The organism is Microbacterium sp. ISL-59, from assembly GCF_018613945.1.
Lineage (GTDB): Bacteria > Actinomycetota > Actinomycetes > Actinomycetales > Microbacteriaceae > Microbacterium > Microbacterium oxydans_B.
Genome location: NZ_JAGGPG010000005.1, coordinates 23794 through 43269, shown reverse-complemented (window position 1 = coordinate 43269; position 19476 = coordinate 23794). Strand labels below are relative to the sequence as shown.

General features: G+C 68.2%; 23 protein-coding genes. 19 read left to right on the top strand and 4 right to left on the bottom strand.

Features of this window, described 5'->3' with window-relative positions; all coding sequences use genetic code 11:
* Nucleotides 1-3 precede the first annotated feature (3 nt).
* Nucleotides 4-1056: a DUF2510 domain-containing protein gene (locus J7E45_RS16560; RefSeq protein ID WP_215070762.1), complete on the bottom strand. Its 1053-nt coding sequence runs from the start codon at nt 1054-1056 to the stop codon at nt 4-6.
* 184 nt (nt 1057-1240) lie between these two features.
* Between J7E45_RS16560 and ftsE the strand changes: the two genes are divergently transcribed.
* The 3 genes from ftsE (at nt 1241) to smpB (ending at nt 3831) form a co-directional block, all read left to right on the top strand.
* The gene (gene ftsE / locus J7E45_RS16555; protein WP_215070759.1) at nt 1241-2380 is read left to right on the top strand and encodes a cell division ATP-binding protein FtsE; all 1140 of its coding nucleotides are present in this window, start codon (nt 1241-1243) and stop codon (nt 2378-2380) included.
* Entirely contained in the window at nt 2377-3291 is a 915-nt protein-coding gene (gene ftsX, locus J7E45_RS16550) for a permease-like cell division protein FtsX (protein WP_091030366.1), read from the top strand. The genes ftsE and ftsX overlap by 4 nt, the downstream gene beginning before the upstream one ends.
* 63 nt (nt 3292-3354) lie before the next feature.
* Nucleotides 3355-3831, top strand: a complete 477-nt coding sequence (smpB, locus tag J7E45_RS16545) for an SsrA-binding protein SmpB (RefSeq protein WP_021199784.1) — start codon at nt 3355-3357, stop codon at nt 3829-3831.
* Between the two features lie 10 nt (nt 3832-3841).
* On the opposite strand, the gene J7E45_RS16540 is transcribed toward smpB, so the two are convergent.
* Complete coding sequence (locus tag J7E45_RS16540; protein WP_215070755.1) at nt 3842-5707, bottom strand: prolyl oligopeptidase family serine peptidase; 1866 nt, start codon at nt 5705-5707, stop codon at nt 3842-3844.
* Between the two features lie 21 nt (nt 5708-5728).
* Nucleotides 5729-6415: a transcriptional repressor LexA gene (lexA, locus tag J7E45_RS16535; protein ID WP_215070751.1), complete on the bottom strand. Its 687-nt coding sequence runs from the start codon at nt 6413-6415 to the stop codon at nt 5729-5731.
* A gap of 290 nt (nt 6416-6705) precedes the next feature.
* Between lexA and J7E45_RS16530 the strand changes: the two genes are divergently transcribed.
* The 7 genes from J7E45_RS16530 (at nt 6706) to J7E45_RS16500 (ending at nt 11541) form a co-directional block, all read left to right on the top strand.
* The gene (locus J7E45_RS16530) at nt 6706-7074 is read left to right on the top strand and encodes a LysM peptidoglycan-binding domain-containing protein (RefSeq protein ID WP_215070748.1); all 369 of its coding nucleotides are present in this window, start codon (nt 6706-6708) and stop codon (nt 7072-7074) included.
* A 57-nt stretch (nt 7075-7131) separates the two neighbouring features.
* The gene (locus tag J7E45_RS16525) at nt 7132-8214 is read left to right on the top strand and encodes a histidinol-phosphate transaminase (RefSeq protein ID WP_215070746.1); all 1083 of its coding nucleotides are present in this window, start codon (nt 7132-7134) and stop codon (nt 8212-8214) included.
* 8 nt (nt 8215-8222) lie between these two features.
* Complete coding sequence (gene hisB, locus J7E45_RS16520; RefSeq protein WP_215070744.1) at nt 8223-8840, top strand: imidazoleglycerol-phosphate dehydratase HisB; 618 nt, start codon at nt 8223-8225, stop codon at nt 8838-8840.
* On the top strand, nt 8837-9472 hold the full coding sequence (gene hisH, locus J7E45_RS16515; RefSeq protein ID WP_215070742.1) for an imidazole glycerol phosphate synthase subunit HisH: 636 nt from the start codon (nt 8837-8839) through the stop codon (nt 9470-9472). Before hisB ends, hisH begins: the two co-directional genes overlap by 4 nt.
* A gap of 103 nt (nt 9473-9575) precedes the next feature.
* Nucleotides 9576-10322, top strand: coding sequence for a bifunctional 1-(5-phosphoribosyl)-5-((5-phosphoribosylamino)methylideneamino)imidazole-4-carboxamide isomerase/phosphoribosylanthranilate isomerase PriA (priA, locus tag J7E45_RS16510; RefSeq protein WP_091030386.1), 747 nt, complete (start codon nt 9576-9578; stop codon nt 10320-10322).
* The gene (locus tag J7E45_RS16505) at nt 10306-11103 is read left to right on the top strand and encodes an SseB family protein (RefSeq protein WP_215070740.1); all 798 of its coding nucleotides are present in this window, start codon (nt 10306-10308) and stop codon (nt 11101-11103) included. The genes priA and J7E45_RS16505 overlap by 17 nt, the downstream gene beginning before the upstream one ends.
* A gap of 24 nt (nt 11104-11127) precedes the next feature.
* Nucleotides 11128-11541: a hypothetical protein gene (locus J7E45_RS16500; protein WP_167635010.1), complete on the top strand. Its 414-nt coding sequence runs from the start codon at nt 11128-11130 to the stop codon at nt 11539-11541.
* A gap of 1 nt (nt 11542) precedes the next feature.
* Here J7E45_RS16500 and J7E45_RS16495 read toward each other — a convergent pair whose 3' ends face one another.
* Nucleotides 11543-11941: a DUF1844 domain-containing protein gene (locus tag J7E45_RS16495; RefSeq protein WP_091030396.1), complete on the bottom strand. Its 399-nt coding sequence runs from the start codon at nt 11939-11941 to the stop codon at nt 11543-11545.
* Nucleotides 11942-12171: 230 nt separating this feature from the next.
* Between J7E45_RS16495 and infC the strand changes: the two genes are divergently transcribed.
* The 9 genes from infC to J7E45_RS16450 all read left to right on the top strand — a co-directional run bounded on the left by infC (nt 12172) and on the right by J7E45_RS16450 (nt 19419).
* A complete protein-coding gene (infC, locus tag J7E45_RS16490) occupies nt 12172-12822 on the top strand; it encodes a translation initiation factor IF-3 (protein WP_091030399.1) in 651 nt (216 codons plus the stop codon).
* A 72-nt stretch (nt 12823-12894) separates the two neighbouring features.
* Entirely contained in the window at nt 12895-13089 is a 195-nt protein-coding gene (gene rpmI / locus J7E45_RS16485) for a 50S ribosomal protein L35 (protein ID WP_017828564.1), read from the top strand.
* Nucleotides 13090-13124: 35 nt separating this feature from the next.
* Nucleotides 13125-13511, top strand: a complete 387-nt coding sequence (gene rplT / locus J7E45_RS16480) for a 50S ribosomal protein L20 (protein WP_029262486.1) — start codon at nt 13125-13127, stop codon at nt 13509-13511.
* Between the two features lie 84 nt (nt 13512-13595).
* Entirely contained in the window at nt 13596-14408 is an 813-nt protein-coding gene (locus tag J7E45_RS16475; protein WP_091030501.1) for an RNA methyltransferase, read from the top strand.
* 35 nt (nt 14409-14443) lie between these two features.
* On the top strand, nt 14444-15115 hold the full coding sequence (locus J7E45_RS16470; RefSeq protein WP_167635009.1) for a response regulator transcription factor: 672 nt from the start codon (nt 14444-14446) through the stop codon (nt 15113-15115).
* Between the two features lie 3 nt (nt 15116-15118).
* Entirely contained in the window at nt 15119-16495 is a 1377-nt protein-coding gene (locus tag J7E45_RS16465) for a HAMP domain-containing sensor histidine kinase (protein WP_215070738.1), read from the top strand.
* Complete coding sequence (locus J7E45_RS16460) at nt 16492-17454, top strand: TAXI family TRAP transporter solute-binding subunit (protein ID WP_215070736.1); 963 nt, start codon at nt 16492-16494, stop codon at nt 17452-17454. The genes J7E45_RS16465 and J7E45_RS16460 overlap by 4 nt, the downstream gene beginning before the upstream one ends.
* 252 nt (nt 17455-17706) lie before the next feature.
* Nucleotides 17707-18456, top strand: coding sequence for an amino acid ABC transporter ATP-binding protein (locus J7E45_RS16455; protein ID WP_372466466.1), 750 nt, complete (start codon nt 17707-17709; stop codon nt 18454-18456).
* 48 nt (nt 18457-18504) lie between these two features.
* A complete protein-coding gene (locus J7E45_RS16450; RefSeq protein WP_215070734.1) occupies nt 18505-19419 on the top strand; it encodes a glutamate ABC transporter substrate-binding protein in 915 nt (304 codons plus the stop codon).
* Nucleotides 19420-19476 lie beyond the last annotated feature (57 nt).

The following is a 19476-nucleotide window of genomic DNA, read 5'->3' as shown; positions in this document are numbered from 1 at the left end:
GGCTCAGGGGACGAAGCACGCCGAGACCGCTTCGGTGTCGCCCAGTACCTCGGCGAAACCGTACGCGGCGTCGACATCCGTCAGCGTGCCGTCGCTCTCCGCGATCGCGCGCAGCGTCGAGTTGTCGAGGTCGGACTCGACGAGCAGATCCGAGAGGCAGGTGATCTGCGGCTCGGTGTAGCCCTCCGTGCCCTCGGATGCCAGGATCGCCGTCAGGCCGACCGCCACCTCGGACGAGGTCGGGCGCGTGGCGTCGTCGGCACCGTCCGTGCCGTCGGTCTCGCTCGGCTCGGTGGCCTCGATCGACGGAGAGGAGCTGGGCAGAGAGTCCATCTCGTCGCTCACGCCCTGTGCGATCGCGAAGAGGTAGACGAACGACATCACGACGCCGATGATCGTTCCCACGACCGCCAGGATGAGACCCGCGATGCCCGGCCACTTCTTGCCCTTGAGGAAGAGCGAGATGAGGGAGACGATGAACGCCGCGGCGAGAAGGACGAACCCGACGACGCCGACCACCGGGATGAACACCAGGATCGTTCCGACGACGGCGAGTCCGAGACCGACCAGACCCAGGACCGAGAGCTTCTTGGGTGCTTCCGGCCCGGTCTGCACATACGGCGCGGCGGCCGGATAGCCGGACGGTGCGCCTGCACCGGGATACGCCGGTGCAGCGCCCGGGTAGCTCGCCGCGAACTGGTCGGGCGCCGGCTGCTCGGATGCGGCGACCGGAGGAACCGGCGTGGCCGCTGCGGAGTAGGCGGCGACGTCATCGCCGAGCGGTGTGGTCGCCGCGGTCGGCGCCTCGGCGGAGGTGCGGATCACCGTGTCATCCGCCGAAGGCGCCTCAGACGCGTCTGCAGAGGGCGCCTCGTCGACGACGGGAACCTCGGTCGCCGGCGTCTCGATGCCGGTCGAACCCTCGGCGACATCCGGTGCCTCTGCATCGGCTGCGGCGGTCGCGTCCGGGGCGAAGTGCTCGGTCCACTGCTCACCGTCCCACCACCGCTGGCGTCCGCTGCCGTCGTCGTACCAACCTGCAGGTGTCGTGCTCATGGGTCCCCCTCGAAGACGATTCGGCCGCTCCATGGTGCGACCGCACCCTTATGTATAGCAGTGGCCGGTGACTTCGCAGGGTGTTCGGCATGGGGAGCAATCCCCATGCTCTCCCGATGCGGACGCGCCGGTGCGGGGTGTCGCTCGCGGTCAGCAGGAAGGGCGCGCTTAGGCTCGAACCGTCATGATTCGGTTCGAGAACGTCACGAAACGCTACCGCGGGACGTCGAAGCCCGCCCTCTCCGGTGTCGACTTCGAAGTGCAACGCGGGGAGTTCGTCTTCCTCGTCGGCGCCTCCGGCTCCGGCAAGTCCTCCTGTCTTCGTCTGATCCTGCGCGAAGACGTACCGACCGCGGGCCGCGTCGCCGTGCTCGGTCGGGACCTCCGCGCGCTCGCCAACCGCAAGGTGCCGTACTTCCGGCGCCACATCGGTTCGGTGTTCCAGGACTTCCGCCTCCTGCCGTCGAAGACGGTCTATCAGAACGTCGCCTTCACCCTGCAGGTGACCGGTTCCTCGCGCGGATTCATCCAGCAGGCGGTGCCCGAGGCGCTCGCGCTCGTGGGGCTCGACGGCAAGCAGAAGCGCATGCCGCACGAACTCTCCGGTGGCGAGCAGCAGCGCGTCGCGATCGCGCGCGCCCTCGTCAACCGTCCGCAGGTGCTGCTCGCCGACGAGCCCACCGGCAACCTCGACCCTGCGACCTCCGTCGACATCATGCAGCTGCTCGCCCGCATCAACGCCGGAGGCACGACCGTGCTGATGGCCACGCACGAGGCCGGCTTCGTCGACCAGATGCAGCGCCGGGTGATCGAGCTGAGTGACGGCGAGATGGTGCGCGACGAGGTGCACGGCGGTTACGGCGACACCTCCAACATCCCGCGCCTCGTTCCCGAGAAGGTGCGCGGTGCGGCCGCAGCAGCGGCGTTGACGGCAGTGCAGGAGGTCCAGCGCCAGACGGCGGATCTCTCCTCGGTCCGCGCTGCTCTCGCCGAAGAGCTCAGCTCGCAGCGGAAGGCCGCCGCAGGCGAGGGCGCGTCGGATGCTCCGGCAGGAGCGCCGCAGACGGTCGAACCTCCGCGCACGGTCGAACCCCCGGAGTCGAGCGCCGTCCCGGCGGCCAGTGTCGCTGCTGTCGTGGAGCCGCCCGCAGCGGTGGAACCACCGGCCGTCGTCGAGCCGCCGACCGCGGAGGAGCCGCCGGCGGTCATCCGCCCCCGCACCCACCCGATCACCCTCCCGACCGTCGATGTCGCGGAGCTCGGAGTCGCAGATCGTCTCGGGCTCTCCGACGAAGACGACGAGGAAGTGGGCCCGACCTCATGAGAATCGGACTCATCCTGACCGAGGCCCTGGGCGGTCTCCGGCGGAACATCTCGATGGTCATCTCGGTGATCCTCGTCACGTTCGTCTCCCTCACGTTCGTCGGCGCGGCGATTCTGATGCAATCGCAGATCGGCGTCATGCGGGGTTACTGGGCCGAGCGTGCCCAGGTCGCCGTGTACATGTGCTCCGCGGTCTCGGAATCAGACACCTGCATCGACGGGGCCGCGAGCGAGGAGCAGGTCGCCGCGGTACGTGCACAGCTCGAAGGCGACGCGCTGGCACCGCTCATCAGCTCGCTGACCTTCGACACCAAGGAAGACACGTACGCCAAGCTCGTCGAGCAGCTCGGCGAGGACCAGGCGAGTGTGCTCACGCCCGACCAGGCGTTCGAGGTCTTCTTCGTGACGATGAAGGACCCAGGGCAGTCGCAGGTGCTCGCCGAGGCATTCAGCGGCCAGGCCGGAGTGGAGCAGGTCAAAGACCAGCTCCAATACCTTGAACCACTGTTCTCTGCCTTGACCGTCGCGACGTACATCGCCGTCGGCATCGCGGTTCTCATGCTGATAGCGGCGACCCTGCTTATCGGGACGACGATCCGATTGTCGGCGTATGCACGGCGCAAGGAGATCGGCATCATGCGCCTGGTCGGCGCATCGAACCGCTTCATCCAGACACCGTTCGTGCTCGAAGGCGTGTTTGCGGCGTTCCTCGGGTCGGCGTTGGCCAGCGCCGCGGTCGTGGCCGGCATGCACTTCGGTGTGAACGGCTACCTGCGAGGCCGCGTCCCGTTCATCACGACGTGGGTGACGATGCAGGACGCGATGCTCGTGGTCCCGGTGCTGATCGGCATCGGCATCGTGCTGGCCGCGCTCTCTGCCGGCTTCGCGATCAGGCGCTGGCTCCGTACCTGATATCCTGAAAGGCTGCTCGGTCGGAACGAACGATCGAGCTCATCACGGCAACAGGAGAGCATCATGCCCAGGGAACGCGGAGAGAAGGTCGTCGCGACCAATCGTCGCGCACGTCACGACTACACGATCGAGAAGTCGTACGAGGCGGGGATGGTGCTCACCGGCACCGAGGTGAAGTCACTGCGTCAGGGGCGCGCCAACCTCAGCGACGGCTACGCGTTCGTCAAGGGCAATGAGGTCTTCCTCGACTCGGTGCACATCCCGGAGTACTCCCAGGGGCACTGGACCAATCACTCTGCGAAGCGCATCCGCAAGCTGCTGCTGCATCGCGAGGAGATCGCCAAGATCGCTCATGCCGTCTCAGCGGGCGGATACACCCTGATCCCGCTCAAGCTGTACTTCTCCGACGGTCGCGCCAAGGTCGAGATCGCCCTGGCCAAGGGAAAGCGCGAGTACGACAAGCGGCAGACTCTGCGCGAACGTCAGGACACCCGCGAGGCGGATCGTGCCATGCGGCTGCGCAATCGCGTGGGCGAGTAGCGACCGGTCGTCACAGCGTCGGCTCGAACCCGAACACGCGGCCGAGGAAGGTCAGTTCGCGTTCGAGCGCGTCGATGATCGTGTCGGCACTGCGGAAGCCGTGTCCCTCCGCGGGGTACAGCGCGTACTCGTGGTCGACGCCCCGGGCGGCCAGTGCGTCTCTGATCGCCTCGGACTGCGACGGCGGGACCACACGGTCTTCTCCGCCCTGCAGCAGCAGCACGGGGACTCCGATGCGATCCGCATGGGTGAGTGGTGACCGCTCGACGTACACGTGCTCGTACTCCGGGAGGGGCCCCACGAGACCGTCGATGTACGACGCCTCGAAGTCGTGTGTCTCGGCCACCAGCATCCGCAGGTCGGCCACGCCGTATCGGCTGATCCCCGCGGCGAAGGTCCCACCGCGCACCAGTGCGGACAGCACCGTCCACCCGCCTGCGGATCCACCGCGGATGGCGATGCGGGACGGATCGGCGAGCCCGGCATCCGCGAGGCCCTGCGCGGCGGCGATCACGTCGTCGACGTCGACGACCCCCCACTGGCCGTCGAGACGCTCGCGGTAGGCGCGACCGTAGCCGGTGGAGCCGCCGTAGTTGACGTCGAGCACGCCGATTCCCCTGCTGGTGTAGAAGGCATTGACTGCCGATGCCGCACCGGTGACGTGCGCGGTCGGGCCGCCGTGCACCAGCACCACATACGGGGGGAGCTCGTCGGCGGGTGCCGTCGCGTCGGGATTCGCCGGAGGGTAGGCGAAGGCATGCACGATGCCGTGCCGACCGTCGACCTCGATCGGCAGGGCGCGCGGCATCCAACCGGTATCCACGGGCTCGCCTCCTCGCACCGCGACGGTCTCGCCGGAGTCGACATCGACGCACCACAGTCCGGCGGTCACTCCCGAACCGTTGCCCGAGAGCAGCACGCGAGACCCGTCCACATCGTCGATGCTCACATGGCCGTCGGCCGGGATATCGATCGGGCGTGCGGCACCGTCCGGTGAGATCAGGACGACCTCGTCGCGCCCGTTCGTGCGGGTCGCGACGATGCGTCCGTCGGCGAGCGGCCGATACCAGCGGTTGCCGAGCACCCAGAGTCCGTAGCCGGTGTCGGCGTCGGCCGGGGCGAGCGCGCGCGGGGCGCCGACCGGCGAGGCGCCGTCGAGCTCGAGGCGGTAGAGCCCCCAGCGGTCGTCCGGATCATCGGCGAACACCAGCTCCGAGTCGCTGAGCCACTCGGGCTGCAATGCCGCCCGAGTAGGGATCTCGTGCACGTCGCCGCCGTCGCTCCTCGCGATCTGCAGGTGGGCGGCCTCCCACGGCATCCGTCCGCGGTGCCAGGCGACCCAGGCGACGCGGCTGCCATCCGGCGAGAGTGCGGGGTGGGCGAAGAAGCCGTCGCCCTCGGCGATCACGCGAATTCCGGACGCGTCTTCCGCGGCGGAGCCGTCGATCGGGATCTCGACGATCGCGCGGGTATGCGGTGCGGTCGACAGGTCTTCGCGCACGGCGAGCAGACGGCGCCCCTGCACGCGCAGACCGCCGTGCGCGGGACCCGCCGGTGTCAGCGGAACGGGCTCGGCCCCCGGAGCCAGCCGATGCACGCGCTGATCGCCCGCATCGACGAAGTACAGGATGCCCGTGGAATCGGCGGTCCATGCCCCGCCGCCGTACTCGTGTACGCGGGAGCGAGCGCTCCAGGGCGCTGGGAGGATCTCGGCGCCCGAGGAGCTTCGCACCGTGACCCGCCCCTTCTCGGCGGGCACGGACTCGCCCCACCAGATCTCGGCACCGACGAAGCGCGCCCCGTCGATTCTCGGGGAGGCTGCCGCGACGGATGCTGCGGAGAACGGAGAGGGCCAGGAACCGTGAGGCGACGACATGCATCGAGCCTATGGCTGACGTCAGACGGCGCGCAGCACCGCCACGACCTTGCCGAGCACCACGGACTCATCGCCGAGGATGGGCTCGAAAGAGGAGTTTCGGGGGAGGAGCCACGTGTGGCCGTCGCGACGGCGGAGCACCTTGACCGTGGCCTCACCGTCGAGCATCGCGGCCACGATCTCGCCGTTCTCCGCGTCGTTCTGCGAGCGGACGACGACCCAGTCGCCGTCGCAGATCGCCGCGTCGATCATCGACTCGCCTGAGACCTTCAGCATGAAGAGGTCGCCCTTGCCGACCAGCTGACGGGGGAGAGGGAAGATCTCCTCCACCTGCTGATCGGCGGTGATCGGCACGCCGGCGGCGATGCGACCGACCAGGGGCACGAGCGCCGCGTCGCCGACCGGAGTCGCCACGTCGGCCGGATTCTCGCCGCCTGTGCCGGGGAGGTCGATCAGGACCTCCATGGCACGAGTCTTGCCCGGATCGCGTCGCAGGTAGCCGCTCAGCTCGAGCTGGCCGAGCTGGTGGGTCACGCTCGACAGGGACTTCAGGCCGACGGCGTCTCCGATCTCGCGCATGCTCGGCGGGTAGCCGTGATGGGCGATGGAGTTCTGGATGACCTCGAGGATCGCCATCTGCTTGGGGCTCAGGCTCTTGCGGCGGCGCGTCCGCGGTGCCTCCGACTCGGGGGCCGAGTTCTCGCTCATGGTGCTCCTTAAGTGCGGTGTTCCGACGTCGCTCTTCGAATGTCGGAGGCCCGTGGTGTGGTGTTCTCATCGAAACCGTATCCGAGAAACGGCCCGATCTGGAAGATCTGTTCGAGCGTGTCGGCAGAATCGTGCATCCGGTTTCGAAGACAACTTGACAGATGTTCGAACTCGAAGATATCTTCGGTACGTAGCTTCGCATTCACGGCTCCCGGCCGAGGCGGGAATGCGAACGCTACGCCAACTTCCCCGGCAGCCTCACCGCTCCGGGACAGGCTAAGGAGCACCACATGAGCAGCATCGGCTTCAGCACCGCAACAGTCATTCCGGCGTCGACCCGTCCTTCGACGCGACTCCGGCTGACGACGCGTGGCCGCGCCGTGCTGCTGGCGGTCGCGTCGGTGCCGCTCGCGATCGGCATCGCGTTCGCCGCGCTCAGCGGTGGTAGTGCGATCGCCTCGGGCGCAGACACAGCAGCTGTCAGTGTCGAGACCGTGACCGTCATGCCCGGCGACACTCTCTGGTCGATCGCCACCGGCGTCGCCCCCGGTGCCGACCCGCGTGACGTCATCGGCGAGATCAGTCGGATGAACCTGCTGCGTGGCGGAGAGCTGCAGATCGGCCAGACGCTCGCGATCCCGGCCCAGTACGTGGACTGATCCCGTCGCGGCGAGGCTGCGGCAACTTTGCGTCATCGACGCGGGGGTCCGCTTAACATGGGAAGGGTGACCTTCTCCCTCAACGATCTCCCGCTACGTGACGATCTTCGCGGACTGACGCCGTACGGTGCTCCGCAGGCGCCGCTCCCGATCGCTCTCAATGTGAACGAGAACACGCATCCCATCCCGGACGCGGTGGCGAGTGACATCCTCGACGACATCGCGCTCGCGATCCGCGATGTGAACCGTTATCCCGACCGAGAGTTCACCACTCTTCGCGAGTCGTTCGCGGAGTACCTGGGGCACGGTCTCTCCCCGGAGCAGATCTGGGCGGGCAACGGCTCGAACGAGGTGCTCCAGCACATCCTGCAGGCTTTCGGGGGGCCCGGACGCACGGCGTTCGGCTTCGCGCCGACCTACTCTATGTACCCGCTGATCGCGCAGGGCACCGGTGCGCGCTGGATTCCCGGGACGAGGCAACCCGACTACACGATCACACCGGAGGAAGCGGCGGAGCAGGTGCGCGCGGCCGACCCCGACGTCATCATCCTGTGCACGCCGAACAACCCCACCGGAACCCCGCTCGGCCTGGACGTCGTCGAGGCCGTCTACGAAGCGGCGCGAGGCATCGTGATCGTCGACGAGGCTTACCAGGAGTTCGCACCGCGCGACGCGCCTTCCGCGCTGACGCTGCTTGAGGGGCGTCCGCGCCTGGCGGTCTCCCGCACGATGAGCAAGGCCTTCGCCTTCGCCGGTGCGCGGGTCGGATATCTTGCCGCCGACCCGACGTTCATCGATGCGCTGCGTCTGGTACGCCTGCCCTATCACCTGAGCACACTCACGCAGGCTGCGGCCGTCGCCGCTCTGCGCAATTCCGATGTGATGCTCGGCATGGTCGAGGAGATCGTCGAACAGCGCGATCGCATCACCGCGACCCTCGAGGCTCTCGGCTATGCGCCGCACGAATCCTGGTCGAACTTCGTCCTCTTCGGCGGCGTCGCCGATCCGCATGCGACCTGGCAGCAGCTCTACGATCGCGGTGTGCTGGTGCGCGACGTCGGAATCCCCGGTCACCTCAGGGTCAGCGCGGGCACCGAGGCCGAGACCACCGCGTTCCTCGATGCTCTGGCCTCGATATGATCGGCATCATGAGCACCCCGTCACCGACCCCGCGCACCGCGAGCCGCGTACGCAGCACGTCGGAGTCCACCGTCGAACTCGAGCTGAACCTCGACGGCACCGGAGCGAGCCGCATCGACACCTCGGTCCCGTTCTTCGACCACATGCTCACCGCCTTCGCGAAGCACTCGCTGACCGACCTGACCGTGCGCGCTTCGGGCGACACCGAGATCGACGCGCACCACACCGTCGAAGACGTGTCCATCGTGCTCGGACAGGCGATCCTCGAGGCGCTGGGTGACAAGTCCGGCATCTCCCGTTACGGCGACGCGCTCGTGCCGCTCGACGAGGCGCTCGCGCAGGCGGTCGTCGACATCTCTGGACGTCCGTACCTCGTGCACACCGGCGAGCCCGCCGGTTTCGAGCACCACCTCATCGGCGGGCACTTCACCGGTTCGCTGGTGCGGCACTCGTTCGAGGCGATCACCTTCAACGCCGCGCTGACGGTCCACGTCCGCGTGCTCGGAGGCCGCGACCCGCACCACATCGCCGAGGCGGAGTACAAGGCGTTCGCCCGCGCGTTCCGCGAGGCCAAAGCACTCGACCCACTCGTCGACGGCATCCCGTCCACCAAGGGCGCACTGTGAGCCAGAGTCCCCGCGTCGCCGTCTTCGACTACGAGTCGGGCAACGTCCATTCGGCCGTCAAGGCATTGGTTGCGGCCGGAGCGGATGCCGTGCTGACCCGCGACCGCAAGGTCGCGCTCGAGGCCGACGGTCTCCTGGTTCCCGGTGTCGGCGCGTTCCAGGCGGTCCGTGACGCGCTCCACGCGCACGGCGGCGACGAGATCATCGACCGTCGTCTGGCCGGCGGACGACCGGTGCTCGGCATCTGCGTCGGCATGCAGGTGCTCTTCGAGCACGGCGTCGAGCGGGGCCACGACACCGCGGGCCTCGGCGAGTGGCCCGGCGCGGTCACCGAGCTCAACGCACCCGTGCTGCCGCACATGGGCTGGAACACCGTCGAGCCCGGTGCCGACAGCGTGCTCTTCCGTGGCCTGGAGCACGAGCGCTTCTACTTCGTGCACTCTTACGCAGCCCAGTCCTGGGAGCTCGACGTGATCCCGCCGTTCCCCGAACCTGTGCTGACCTGGACGACCTACGGCGACCCCTTCCTCGCCGCCGTCGAGAACGGTCCGCTCTCGGCGACCCAGTTCCACCCCGAGAAGTCGGGTGAAGCGGGCATCCAGCTGCTGCGCAACTGGGTCGGGAGCCTCTGACGGCCGCGGCGGACGTCATCCGTTTTGTCACCCGCCGTCCGGCGGACTACCCTCGGTTCTCGTGCCCGTTCCGGGCTGCAGACCTTCCCTAGCCAAGGACCCCATGAACGACTTCGCGCAGTCTCCCTCGCTCACGCTCCTTCCCGCGGTCGATGTCGCCGGGGGCAAGGCCGTCCGCCTCACCCAGGGCGAGGCCGGAACCGAGACGAGCTACGGCGACCCGCTCGACGCCGCAGGGGAGTGGGCCGCACAGGGTGCGAAGTGGATCCACCTCGTCGACCTCGACGCCGCGTTCGGTCGCGGGAGCAACGCGCCGATCCTGCGCAAGGTCATCAAGCAGTTCAAGGGCGTCAACATTGAGCTCTCCGGTGGCATCCGTGACGACGCGACCCTCGAGGCCGCCCTCGAGAGCGGCGCCACTCGGATCAACCTCGGCACGGCCGCACTGGAGAACCCCGAGTGGGCCGCCGACGTGATCGGTCGATACGGCGAGGCGATCGCTGTGGGCCTCGACGTGCGCGGCACCACGCTCGCCGCACGCGGATGGACAAAGGAGGGCGGCGACCTCTGGGAGGTCCTGGACCGCCTGGAAGACGCCGGCTGCAGCCGCTACGTCGTCACCGACGTGACCAAGGACGGCACGCTCCGCGGCCCGAACCTCGAACTCCTTCGCGAGGTGACCTCGCGCACGCCGAAGCCGGTCGTCGCATCCGGGGGGATCTCCAACCTCGACGACATCGCCGCGCTCCGTGAGCTCGTGCCGCTGGGTGTCGAGGGCGCGATCGTCGGCAAGGCCCTGTACGCCGGTGCATTCACGCTGGCTGAGGCACTGGATGTCGCAGGAGACTGACGCGCACGCCTGCGGGCCGGAGCCGCACAACCACGGCGACTCGGCCGGAGTCCCCTGGGAGGGGCGCAGCTTCGAGTCGAATCCGCACGCCGGGGACGACGGTTCGGCCGACCCCGCGCTGCTGGCCGCACTCCTGCGTTTCCGCGCGGGTGAGGGCAGTCAGGTCGAGGTCGTCGACGCCTTCCGCTCCGCTCGCGTGCTGGTCCCCCTGATCGCCGAGAAGGGCGAAGAGGGCCTCGCCCCGAACGGTCTCGCCGTCGACAAGACGCAGGAGCTGTCGATCGTCACGGTCGCGGCGCCCGACGGACGGCGGGTGCAGCCGGTGTTCTCCTCGGTCGAGGCGATGCAGAAGTGGGATCCCGCGGCGCGCCCGATCCCCGTGGAGGCCCTCCGGGCCGCGCTGGCGGCGTCGGCCGATGACACCGACCTGATCGTGCTCGACCCGACCTCCGACACGGAGTTCGTCATCCGGCGACCGGCCGTGTGGGCCATCGCTCAGGAGCATGCCTGGGAGCCGAGCTTCCTCTCCACCGAGGTCTACACCGCGCTCCAGGAGAGCGTGGCGCACGAGCTGGCCGTGATCGACGTGGCGGTGGCGCCCGGTGACCCCGACGCGCGTCTGCGTGGCCCCGAGCTGATCGTCGTCCTGGAACTGGTCGACGGCCTGGAACGCGAGGTGCTCGATGCCGTGCTCTCGCGTCTGGCTCAGCGCTGGGCGTCGGACGACCGCATCGCTGTGCTCGCGGACTCCCTCACGGTCAAGCTCCGCCGCAGCATCTGATCACGCTTCGCTACGATCGGGGGCATGTCCCGACGTCTCCTGCGCACCATCGCGGTCGTCGCTCTTCTCGGGGGTGCGGTCACGGGCGGCTCAGGCTGTGCCCTGGCCTGCCCAGCCATCGGCTGGTTCAACGGGGCAACCCTCGATGCGAGTGCAGTCCCGGGCGCAGCGGGAGTCCAGTTCTGCGTCGACGGGGAGTGCTCGCCGGCGCCGGGTACCGAGCCGACCTCATCGACAAACCTGTTCATGGCGACGCCTCAGGACGACGGGACGTGGGCGCTGTCGTTCGACATGTCGACGCCCGACGTCGTCGAGATCCGCCTGTTCGACGCTCAGAACACGCTCATCCACGAGTCCGAGGAGTCGATCTCGTGGACGCACTCGAATGAGCCGTGCGGGGGCCCCTCCACCGCGGATCCGATCGTCGTCGAACCCTGAACTAATTGACGGGGCCCGTCCACTTCTCGCCCGGGCCCTTGCCGATGGGGTCGGGGATCGAGGAGGCCTCGCGGAAGGCGAGCTGCAGGGAGCGGAGTCCGTCGCGGAGCGAGCGCGCGTGCATGTCGCTGATCTCGGGGGCGCCGGCTGTGATGAGCCCGGCGAGGGCGTTGATGAGCTTGCGCGCCTCGTCGAGGTCGAGCTGTGCCGCCGCGTCGGGGTCGTCGGCGAGGCCGAGCTTGACGGCGCCGGCGCTCATGAGGTGCACGGCCGCCGTGGTGATCACCTCGACCGCGGGTACGTCGGCGATGTCTCGAGTGGCCGACGACGCGGCCTCCTCCTGACGTGCCCAGCGCTCTTCGCGCTCGCGTGCGGCCTCGTCCGGTGCCTGGTTCGTCACTTCGCCTTGCTTTCTGTTAGACTTTGGCGGGCTCCGGAGCGTTATGCTCCGGATCGAAAGAGGATTCACTTCCCACCCGCGCTTGCCGTTCCAGGCTACCGGGTCTTGCACTCCACCGGCCCCGTCCGCAAGACGGACCCGGCAGGTAGGGTGCGGAGCCGGCGTCTGACTGCCGGTGGGTGGGACGATTCCGATTTCGCCCGTGATGCAGACAGCGTCGCGGTGGCCGAATCACATCGTCTAAGGAGTTCCGCATCAGCGATCCCCGTACCAATGAGCGCATCCGCGTCCCCGAGGTCCGCCTCGTCGGCCCCGCGGGTGAGCAGATCGGCGTCGTCCGCATCGAGGCAGCGCTGCGCCTCGCGCAGGAAGCCGATCTCGACCTCGTCGAGGTCGCCCCCAACTCGAAGCCGCCCGTCGTCAAGATCATGGACTACGGCAAGTTCAAGTACGAGGCCGCCCAGAAGGACAAGGAAGCTCGCCGCAACCAGGCGAACACGATCCTCAAGGAAGTCCGCTTCCGTCTGAAGATCGAGGCTCATGACTACACGACCAAGCTCAAGCGTGCCGAGGGCTTCCTCAAGGCCGGCGACAAGGTCAAGGCCATGATCCTGTTCCGCGGTCGCGAGCAGTCGCGTCCCGAGCAGGGCGTTCGTCTGCTGCGCAAGTTCGCCGAAGACGTGGCCGAGCTCGGAACGGTCGAGTCGAACCCGACCATCGACGGTCGCAACATGGTCATGATCGTGGCTCCGCTGAAGAGCAAGTCCGAAGCGAAGCAGGAGCAGAACGCGGTTCGCGACGCGCAGCGCGCAGCGAACAAGCAGGCCGCCCGCGACGCCAAGAGCGATACCGACGCACCGGCGGAAGCTGCAGCGGAGTAGATCCGCCCCCAGAACTCCCGCACCGCGGGTTGACACCGTCGCCTGAGAAGGCGCCATACGAAGGAAGAGAAGATGCCGAAGCAGAAGACCCACTCGGGTGCTAAGAAGCGCTTCAAGATCACCGGCAGCGGCAAGCTGAAGAAGCAGCAGGCCGGGATGCGCCACAACCTCGAGCACAAGTCGAGCCGTCGCACCCGTCGTCTGAACCAGGACCAGGTGCTCTCGAAGGCTGACACCAAGGTCGCGAAGAAGCTTCTCGGCCGCTGACGCGCGCCCGAACGCACGAATAGGAACACAGGAAAATGGCAAGAGTCAAGCGGGCAGTAAACGCCCACAAGAAGCGCCGGGTCATCCTCGAGCGCGCAAAGGGTTACCGCGGTCAGCGTTCGCGCCTCTACCGCAAGGCCAAAGAGCAGGTCATCCACTCGCTGGTCTACTCGTACCGTGACCGTCGCAAGCGCAAGGGTGACTTCCGTCGCCTCTGGATCCAGCGCATCAACGCTGCGGCTCGCCAGAACGGCATCACGTACAACCGCTTCATCCAGGGCCTCGGCCTCGCGGGTGTCACCGTCGACCGTCGCATGCTCGCCGACCTCGCGGTCAACGACGCTGCCACGTTCACGACGCTGGTCGAGACGGCGAAGAAGGCTCTGCCCTCCGACGTCAACGCACCGAAGTCGGCTGCGTAAGCATCTCGCTTCAAACGGGCGCCTCCCTTCGGGGAGGCGCCCGTTTCGCGTATCCGGCGTCCGCAGTGACCCTAGACTGTGAACGTGCTGGAGAACCCCCGTTCGCCCCGAGTCCGTGCCGTCGCGAAGCTGACCAAGCGCAGTGCGCGAACCGAGACGGGCCTGTTCCTGCTGGAAGGTCCGCAGTCGGTGCGTGAGGCGCTCACGTACCGTCCGGAGGCGATCGTCGAACTGTTCGCGACGCCGAGCGGGTGGGAGAAGCATCCGGACATCCGCGCGAAGGCCGCCGACGCCGACATCGATGTCGAGTACGTCACCGAGTACGTGCTGAACGCGATGGCCGACACCGTCACTCCGCAGGGCCTCGTCGCCGTCGTCCAGCAGACCCCGACCTCGGTGCGCGACATCTTCGATGCCTCGCCGCGTCTCGTGGCCATCTGCGAAGAGGTGCGCGATCCCGGGAACCTCGGCACGATCATCCGGGCGGCCGATGCGGCGGGCGCGGATGCCGTCGTGCTGACCGGTCGTACCGTCGACCCCTACAACCCGAAGGTCGTGCGTGCCACGACCGGCTCGCTGTTCCACCTCCCGGTTTCGGTCGGGGGAGACCTCGCCGACGTCGTGAAGCGCGCGCATGCCGCGGGTCTGCGCATCCTGGCGGCCGACGTGAAGGGCGACGACCTGCTGGAGGCCCGGGCGGAGGGCGTGCTCGCCGAGCCGACGGGATGGCTCTTCGGCAACGAGGCCCGTGGTCTGGAAGACGATGCTCTCGCCCTGGCCGACCAGGTGCTGCGGCTGCCGATCTTCGGCAAGGCCGAGTCCCTCAACTTGGCGACCGCTGCCAGCGTGTGCCTGTACGAGAGCGCCTTCGCGCAGCGGGCGACGTCTGTCGGCTGACATCCGGCCGACGAAGGAAGCGGGTAGCAGGGTCGATGAGGATTCTGATCGTCGAAGACGACGACCGTGTCGCTGCGGCGCTCGAAGCGTTCCTCGCGCGGTCGGGCTATGCGACGGTGCGCGCCTGCGATGGGGCCTCGGCGCTGGATCTCCTCGGCGCCGACACCGAGGTCGTGCTCCTCGACCTGGGGCTCCCCGACGTGGACGGCGTCGACCTGTGCCGTCGTATCCGTGGACGCTCCGAGGTTCCGATCATGATCGTGACCGCGCGCAACCAGGTCGCCGAGCGCATCAAGGGATTGCGCGCCGGCGCCGACGACTTCGTGGTCAAGCCCTACGACGTGCATGAGCTTCTGGCCAGGATCGAGGCTGTGACCCGGCGCTCACGGCCGATGCGACCGGAGTCCGACGCGCGGGTACGGCTCCTCGGGGGCTCACTGGAGATCGACCTCGTCGGGAGGCAGGTGCTGGTCGACGGTGTGCCGATCGAGCTCACCCGCAAGGAGTTCGACATCATCGCGGTGCTCGCGCGCTATCCCGGGGTGGCGGTTCCCAAGGAGCGTCTCATCCGCGAGGTGTGGAACACGGACTGGCGGGGCTTCGGGCATTCCCTCGAGGTGCACGTCGGGGCGATCAGGAAGAAGACCCGATCCCGTGGTGTGATCGAGACCGTGCGCGGAGTCGGCTACCGCCTCGTGGGGTCCTGAGTCATGCGTCGGCGTCTGGTCATCGTCTTCCTCGTGCCGCTCGTGGTCATCCTCGTCGCCCTCGGCGGTGCGGCCGGATGGAGTGCGGCACAGAGCGTGCAGCAGTCCTTCTATGCCCAACAGCTCGGTGACCTCGGCTACTTCGTCACGAGCGCGCGTCAGTCGCTGCGTTCCGGCAGCTCGGCGGTGATCGACGCCGAGGTCGACCGCTTCGAGGAGGTGTATGGCATCGAGGTGACGGTGTTCGATCTCGGTGGTGCGCCCTGGGCGGCGGGGGAGCACGGCTCGGCCGTGCTCGCGGAGGAGGACGCGGAGCGGGTGCGGCTGGCACTCTCCGGACGACGCGCCGAGCAACCGGCGGCTGTGTCCCCCTGGACGGTGGCGGATGCCGCGCTGGCGGAGCCGGTCTTCGACGACGGCGACGTGATCGGGGCCGTGCTGGTCGCCGGAGACGTCGATGCCCCGCGGGCCGCGATCGCGCAGCAGCTTCTGGTCATCTCGGCCATCGCTCTCGTGCTGATCGCGCTGGGCGTGCTGCTCGTCTTTCGGCTCGCCCGATGGGTGCTGTCGCCGGTGAGGCGGCTGGACGAGGCGATGGTGGCCATCGAGCGGGGGGAGATGGACGCGCGTGTCCCCGAGGATGCGGGACCACCGGAGCTCCGTCGCATGGCCCAGGTCTTCAACGGCATGGCCGACCAGATCGAGCGCGTCATGACGCGGCAGCAGGAGTTCGCGCTCAACGCGTCGCACGAGTTGCGCAATCCGCTCAACGCGCTGCTCCTGCGCGTGGAGCACCTCGCGACCGGGCTCGGGCGGGAATGGCGTGACGATGTGGAGGAGACGAGGGAGGAGGGGCGCCGGATGACGCGGATCCTCGAGACGCTGCTCGGCCTCGCCCGAGGCGGGCGCGCGGACACCACGATCTCCGCCGTCGACCTCGCGACGCTGTCTGCTCGCCGTCTCGACGCCTGGCGCGATGTAGCCGGGCAGCGGGGGATCGCCTTGCGTTCGACGGGGGAGCCGTCGGTGATGAGCGTGACCGACCGCACGGTCGTGGAGAGCGCGCTGGACGCCGTGATCGACAATGCCGTGAAGTTCTCGCCGGACGGCGCGTGGATCGGCATCGGCGCGCATCGCGAGGGCGACGTCTGCCGGATCACGGTCCGCGATCAGGGTCCGGGGCTGAGTGCCGAGCAGGCGGCGGCGGCGACCGACAGGTTCTGGCGGAGCGCCGAGAGCGCGGACACGCCGGGCTCCGGGCTCGGGCTCGCGATCGCGAGCGACCTGCTGGCGACGGTCGGTGGCGAGGTGGCGGTGGCAGCGGCCGACGGCGGCGGGCTCGAGGTTGTGCTGCTGCTCCCCGACAGGACGACTCCATGACGGCCGTGGCGCGGCGGGTGATCGCCGGAATCCTCTCGGTCATCATGGTCGGGGCGCTCGTCGCCTGCAGCCAGCGCGCGAGCGAGTGGACCGACGCCGAATACGCGATCGCGGCCGGCGGCTCCACGGGCGTCTATTACGACTACGGCACCCATCTCGCCGACGAGCTCGCTGCCGGACTGGACATCAGGATCGTGGGGCAGGAGACAGCCGGGTCCGTGGACAACCTGCTGCGTGTGGACTCCGGCGAGGCGCTGATCGGCTTCGCGCAGGGCGATGCGGCAGCCGATGCGGTGGCGGGAACCGGTGCCTTCGACGAGCCCCTTCCGGTACGCGCTCTGGCGCGTCTCTACGACGAGTACGTGCAGGTCGTGGTGCGTGGCGACTCCGATGTGATGAGCCTCCCCGATCTCGCGGGGCGGACGGTCTCCCTCGGTGCCGAGAACTCCGGCGTGAACGTGATCGCGGCTCGCGTGCTCGACGCCGCCGGTGTCGGCATCGGGTCTCTCCGTGATCCCCAGCTCGACCTCGGCGAGTCGATCGCGGCGATGGAGCGCGGCGAGATCGACGGCTTCTTCTGGGTGGGCGGGCTGCCGACACCGGGAATCGCGGCGCTCTCGCAGACGACATCCGTGCGCCTGCTCCCGATCGAGCAGGACTGGGTGAACGAGGTGAACGACCGGTACTCGGATGCCTATCGACCCGCCGATGTGCCCGCCGGCACCTACGGCATCGCTGCCTCGGCGCCGACCATGGCCGTCCCGAACTATCTCGTCACGAGTTCCTCGACCCCGGACGGGGTGGCGCGCGACATCTTGACCGGACTGTTCGATGCCCGCCTGCGGATCGCAGGGGAGGTTCCGACCGCCGCGCTGCTGGATCGTCGATCGGCGATCTTCACCGGCCCTGTCCCGCTGCATCCGGGCGCGGTCGAGTACTACCGGGACCTGCGCGGTTGACTGCTCAAGAAATCCTCAAGAAGTCTGACACCGGGCCGGAGGCTCTGCCAGTGTGATGTCGATCGCGCGCGATCGGATCCTGCAGCTCAGCTGTCGCTGAGGGTGAGGCCGCAGGACGATCCCGCGGCCCGTGGGGGCGGGCCGTGGGGTACCCATGCAAAGCAGCATTGGTACCGCGATCAGGTGATTACGAACGTGTAAATCTCACCGAGGCGCCTGGAGACCCGCGTCCGACGTGGCTAGTTTGGAGAAATGATGACCTCTGATACACCCCTCGTCGTGGTCGAGAACGTCCAGAAGCACTACGGAGATTTCCAAGCTCTCGCCGACATCGACCTCACGGTCAACTCGGGCGAGGTCGTCGTCGTGATCGGCCCGTCCGGCTCCGGCAAGTCGACCCTGTGTCGCACGATCAACCGGCTCGAGACGATCACCAGCGGCACGATCCGGATCGACGGCAAAGAGCTCCCCGCTGAGGGCAAGGGCCTCGCCCACCTCCGTGCGGACGTCGGCATGGTGTTCCAGTCCTTCAACCTGTTCGCCCACCTCACGATCCTCGAGAACGTGACCCTGGGGCCGATGAAGGTCCGCGGCCTCAAGAAGGCGGATGCCGAGAAGGAGGCGATGATCCTGCTCGAGCGCGTCGGCGTCGCGCAGCAGGCATCCAAGCTCCCGGCGCAGCTCTCCGGTGGCCAGCAGCAGCGTGTGGCTATCGCCCGAGCTCTCGCGATGCAGCCCAAGGTGATGCTGTTCGACGAGCCGACGAGTGCGCTCGACCCCGAGATGATCAACGAGGTCCTCGACGTGATGGTCGAGCTTGCCCACGAGGGCATGACCATGATCGTCGTCACGCACGAGATGGGCTTCGCCCGGAAGGCGGCCGACCGCGTGGTCTTCATGGCCGACGGGCGGATCGTGGAGGAGGCGACTCCTGAGGAGTTCTTCACGCACCCGAAGAGCGACCGTGCCAAGGACTTCCTCTCGAAGCTCCTCACGCACTGACGCCCGATCACACAGACCCTGCACACACAGCACACGAAGGAGACGCACATGCGACGCACACGGACACTGGCAGGCATCGGAATCGCAGCGGTGGCACTGCTCGCGCTCACGGCCTGCAACAGCGGCACGCCGTCGAGCTCGGGAGCCCCGGAAGACGGCGGCGAGGAGGAGACCTCCGGCACGCCGTGGACGGTCCTCGAGGATGTCAGCATCGACGGGAGCCCGACGTTCGATCGGATCTCGTCCTCCGGCACGATCAAGGTCGGCGTGAAGGAAGACCAGCCGGGTCTCGGCTACCTCGACCCGGTCACCGGCGACCGCACCGGCTTCGATGTCGACATCGCCCGCTGGATGGCGGCATCGCTCGGAGTCGACCCGGAGACGATCGAGTTCACGGCGATCGCCTCGGCGAACCGCGAGCAGGCGATCGTGAACGGTGACATCGACTACTACGTCGGCACCTACTCGATCACCGACAAGCGCAAGGAGCAGATCGCCTTCGCCGGGCCCTACTTCCTGACGGGCCAGGGCCTCCTCGTCGGCGCCGACAGCGACATCGAGAGCGTGGACGACCTGAACGACTCGACCACGGTCTGCTCCGTGACCGGCTCGACGCCGATCCAGAACATCAACACCAACTACCCGGATGTCCCGACCAAGGAGTACGACACGTACTCGAAGTGCGTCGAGGACCTCAAGAACGGGCAGGTGGATGCCGTCACCACCGACGAGGCGATCCTCATCGGCTACGCGGCTCAGGACCCGGAGAAGCTCAAGGTCGTCGGCGAGCCGTTCAGCGAGGAGCGCTACGGCATCGGCCTCGCCAAGGGCGATGACGCTCTGGCCGAGTACTTCAACACCCAGTTGACCGACGGCGGCGACATCTGGCAGCAGATCTTCGACAACAACCTCGGTGCCTCCGGCGTCAAGGCGACCCAGCCTGAGGTCGACCCGATCGGTTGATCGTGTGGGGGCGGCCGACACCATCGGCCGCCCCCTCCATCAGCAGGGTCATCGCGA

Bases quoted from the DNA above. Each gene is read 5' to 3' on its own strand.
- J7E45_RS16560 (WP_215070762.1), bottom strand. From the start codon at position 1,056: ATGAGCACGACACCTGCAGGTTGGTACGACGACGGCAGCGGACGCCAG.
- ftsE (WP_215070759.1), top strand. From the start codon at position 1,241: ATGATTCGGTTCGAGAACGTCACGAAACGCTACCGCGGGACGTCGAAG.
- ftsX (WP_091030366.1), top strand. From the start codon at position 2,377: ATGAGAATCGGACTCATCCTGACCGAGGCCCTGGGCGGTCTCCGGCGG.
- smpB (WP_021199784.1), top strand. From the start codon at position 3,355: ATGCCCAGGGAACGCGGAGAGAAGGTCGTCGCGACCAATCGTCGCGCA.
- J7E45_RS16540 (WP_215070755.1), bottom strand. From the start codon at position 5,707: ATGTCGTCGCCTCACGGTTCCTGGCCCTCTCCGTTCTCCGCAGCATCC.
- lexA (WP_215070751.1), bottom strand. From the start codon at position 6,415: ATGAGCGAGAACTCGGCCCCCGAGTCGGAGGCACCGCGGACGCGCCGC.
- J7E45_RS16530 (WP_215070748.1), top strand. From the start codon at position 6,706: ATGAGCAGCATCGGCTTCAGCACCGCAACAGTCATTCCGGCGTCGACC.
- J7E45_RS16525 (WP_215070746.1), top strand. From the start codon at position 7,132: ATGGGAAGGGTGACCTTCTCCCTCAACGATCTCCCGCTACGTGACGAT.
- hisB (WP_215070744.1), top strand. From the start codon at position 8,223: ATGAGCACCCCGTCACCGACCCCGCGCACCGCGAGCCGCGTACGCAGC.
- priA (WP_091030386.1), top strand. From the start codon at position 9,576: ATGAACGACTTCGCGCAGTCTCCCTCGCTCACGCTCCTTCCCGCGGTC.
- J7E45_RS16505 (WP_215070740.1), top strand. From the start codon at position 10,306: ATGTCGCAGGAGACTGACGCGCACGCCTGCGGGCCGGAGCCGCACAAC.
- J7E45_RS16500 (WP_167635010.1), top strand. From the start codon at position 11,128: ATGTCCCGACGTCTCCTGCGCACCATCGCGGTCGTCGCTCTTCTCGGG.
- rpmI (WP_017828564.1), top strand. From the start codon at position 12,895: ATGCCGAAGCAGAAGACCCACTCGGGTGCTAAGAAGCGCTTCAAGATC.
- rplT (WP_029262486.1), top strand. From the start codon at position 13,125: ATGGCAAGAGTCAAGCGGGCAGTAAACGCCCACAAGAAGCGCCGGGTC.
- J7E45_RS16470 (WP_167635009.1), top strand. From the start codon at position 14,444: ATGAGGATTCTGATCGTCGAAGACGACGACCGTGTCGCTGCGGCGCTC.
- J7E45_RS16465 (WP_215070738.1), top strand. From the start codon at position 15,119: ATGCGTCGGCGTCTGGTCATCGTCTTCCTCGTGCCGCTCGTGGTCATC.
- J7E45_RS16460 (WP_215070736.1), top strand. From the start codon at position 16,492: ATGACGGCCGTGGCGCGGCGGGTGATCGCCGGAATCCTCTCGGTCATC.
- J7E45_RS16455 (WP_372466466.1), top strand. From the start codon at position 17,707: ATGATGACCTCTGATACACCCCTCGTCGTGGTCGAGAACGTCCAGAAG.
- J7E45_RS16450 (WP_215070734.1), top strand. From the start codon at position 18,505: ATGCGACGCACACGGACACTGGCAGGCATCGGAATCGCAGCGGTGGCA.